Source organism: Bradyrhizobium sp. UFLA05-153 (assembly GCF_054185185.1).
The window spans coordinates 1-2572 of record NZ_JBBIAM010000280.1; the positions used below are offsets into that span (position 1 = coordinate 1).

Below are 2572 nucleotides of genomic sequence, written 5' to 3' on the forward strand. Positions count from 1 at the left end.
ACTGCCCGAAACTACCTTGCCATCGTCACCATCGCAGCCACCGTGCTTTGGCTGCGATAAGTGTCCACACGACCTAGCCGACCATTCTATTTCGTGAAAATTGGCCTCGAGGGCGTCGTCGGCGGCGTTGCTGCCGCAGGCGAAAGATTGAACGTCAGCCAGAGGTTCCAGCCCGCCGGCCGATTTTCATTGGCGAATTCGCCGTAGGCCTTCAGGTTGAGATAGCCCTGCAGCTTGTCTCCGAGCGGAAAAATGTAGCCGAGCTGCGGGCCGACGCCGGCGACCCGCGAGCGGAAGCAGCCGACGCGATCACCGGAGCCGCTGTCGCAGCCCAACTCCTGATAGAGGTAACCGACAAGGCCGACCTGCCACTGCTTGGTCAGGAATTGCGACACACCCCAGTCGAGATGCATGTCCACCCCGTTTTGATATTGGGTGGAAGGGTTTTTGAAGTTGTACGTGAATCCGAGCACCGCCGAAGCTTCCCGCCCGGTCTTTTGGTCGAAATAGGTGTAGCCGCCGCCGACGTCGGCAGCCCAGTGCCCGATCCCTAGGTTCGCAAGACGCATCGAGTCGTACCTGCCGACCGGGATGTCGCCGGTGGCGTAAACCATGTAGTTGTTGACGCCGGCATTCCATTTCATTTCATAGAATGGGATCAGGTCGCCAAATCCCACGACCGTGCTGTTGATGGCATCGGAGCGCGAGAATGGAACAGTGCCGCCGAGCGGCCCCGCCAATGTTCCTGCGAGCGTTCCCGCGAGCGAGGTCGAATTGGCCCCGTAGAGCCCTAAGAGAGCAACAGAGACCTGAGCACCCAAGACCGGTGTCGCGAAGGTGTAGGTCGGGACCATCAAGTCAACATTCACGCTTGCATTGACGTTGCCGGTGAAGCTGGCCGTCAGATTCGCGGGAACGTTGCGAATCTGGAACTCCCTCGCCAGAGCGACGTTACCGCCGGCGGAAACCGAGTCATGATAATAGATCGAAGTCACGGACCATCCGGGCGCCTGGGCGGGAACGGCCGCGAGGCTGCCAAAGAATCCCGGTATCCAAAAACTGACGCCGCCTTCATCGGCAAGAGCGCTTCGAACTGGAAGCGCGAATAGAGCGGCAAGTAATCCAATGCAAAAAAGACGCAGTGCTGACCTCGATCCAAGATCCCGCATGTGTCAGTCCCCTAATTCTTCTAAGCCCTAATTCTCCCAAGTCCCCAAGAATATGCCCACGGCGTCAACATAGTCCGGTACCGGGGGTCTGCGTCTATGCCAAATCGGCAAGCCTCCCGCCCTCCTGCTGTTTGTTCGAGGACTGTGTCTCGGGTGTCACAGTTGCCGCGCACAACCCCCTGCAGTTTTCCAACAGCGTCGCACGACCGTTGTGAAGGTCGAGAGGCCATGGTGCGAAGCGTTGTTGAATGAGGGCCGAGCAAGGCAGCTGACAAGCAACAGTGGCACTGCCGGCGAAATCAATGGGCGACAATGGTGGATCATTCTGGTGGGCGCGCTCACCGCCTACGTGGTGCTGGCCTATGTTCTGCTGCCCGCTTAGGCGAACAAAACCGCCACTCACGATGCCGCTTCCCACGATGATAGCCCTGGATCAAGTCCAGCGCGGCATCAGCAGTGCATTCAGCCAATAGTCACGTATCAATGGCTATTGTTTCAAACGTGCGCGGAGTTCGTCGGTTAGACGAGCCAGGTTGCGGTCGTTTGGCGCGAGATGGGAGAGGCGCTCGAGATAGTCGAGTGCGGTACCTAGATCTCCGGAGTCGCGGCTGAAGGTCGCCAGCGCCAACAGGGTATCGCGATCTTCGGGATGCCGGGCCAGGTTCTCCTTCAGAACCTTCATCGAATCATCGATGCGGCCCGATGAATGCAGCGCCACGGCGTAAACATAGGCGTAGCGCGCCCGCTCAGGTTCCAGCTCGGTCGCGTCGCGGAACTCGCTGAGTGCATCATCCGGCAACTTCTGTCGCGTCAGGGTGAGCCCGAGCGCATGGTGCAGTCCTGCGTCCCGGGGGGACGATACGATGGCTGTCCTCAGCACGCTCGCTCCGTCACCCTCACGGCCAAGTCGTCGGTACAAATCTGCGAGATTGATCGCGGCAGGCGCATATTGCGCGCTAAGGCGCAGTGCGCTCTTGTATTCGCTCTCTGCGTCGGTGGTGAGTCCGCGACTGACGAAGAAGTTTCCGAGCGCTGAGCGAGCTTCAGGTCGATCAGCGTTGAAACGTTGCGCGGCGATGAACTCGGCTGTTGCCGTCTCGTAAGCCGCACGATCGGAGACGGGCTGGTTGGCAGCGGGCACCGCAGCCAGCACCGACACTGCCCTGATACGAACGCCACGGCTTGAATCGGAGAGCAGGGGTGAGACCAGGGGCCAGAGCCGGTCGCCTGGAAGGCCGTCGAGCATCTCGAGGGCACCAATCCGAACCATCGGATCAGGATCGGCCAAGCCCTTGCGGGCAAGCTCGATATTAGCGGGCGAGACCCGGGATCGAAGTTCGCTCAAAGCGCTTGCTCGCGCGATCGCCGGCATTGTGGGGCTAGCGCTGTCTCTTATACACATC

The 2572-nt window shown here is 60.0% G+C and carries 2 protein-coding genes; both read right to left on the reverse strand.

The genetic code is table 11. The annotated features are described in order from the left end of the window. Positions 1-86 precede the first annotated feature (86 nt). Positions 87-1169 carry a SphA family protein gene (locus tag Q2941_RS51245; protein ID WP_254113083.1) on the reverse strand — a complete coding sequence of 361 codons (1083 nt, stop codon included), beginning with the start codon at positions 1167-1169 and terminating at the stop codon, positions 87-89. 487 nt (positions 1170-1656) lie between these two features. Then, on the reverse strand, positions 1657-2514 hold the full coding sequence (locus Q2941_RS51250; RefSeq protein ID WP_458197495.1) for a tetratricopeptide repeat protein: 858 nt from the start codon (positions 2512-2514) through the stop codon (positions 1657-1659). Positions 2515-2572 lie beyond the last annotated feature (58 nt).

Excerpts from the sequence above, each read along its gene's own strand:
- Q2941_RS51245 (WP_254113083.1), bottom strand. The coding sequence starts at position 1,169 with ATGCGGGATCTTGGATCGAGGTCAGCACTGCGTCTTTTTTGCATTGGA.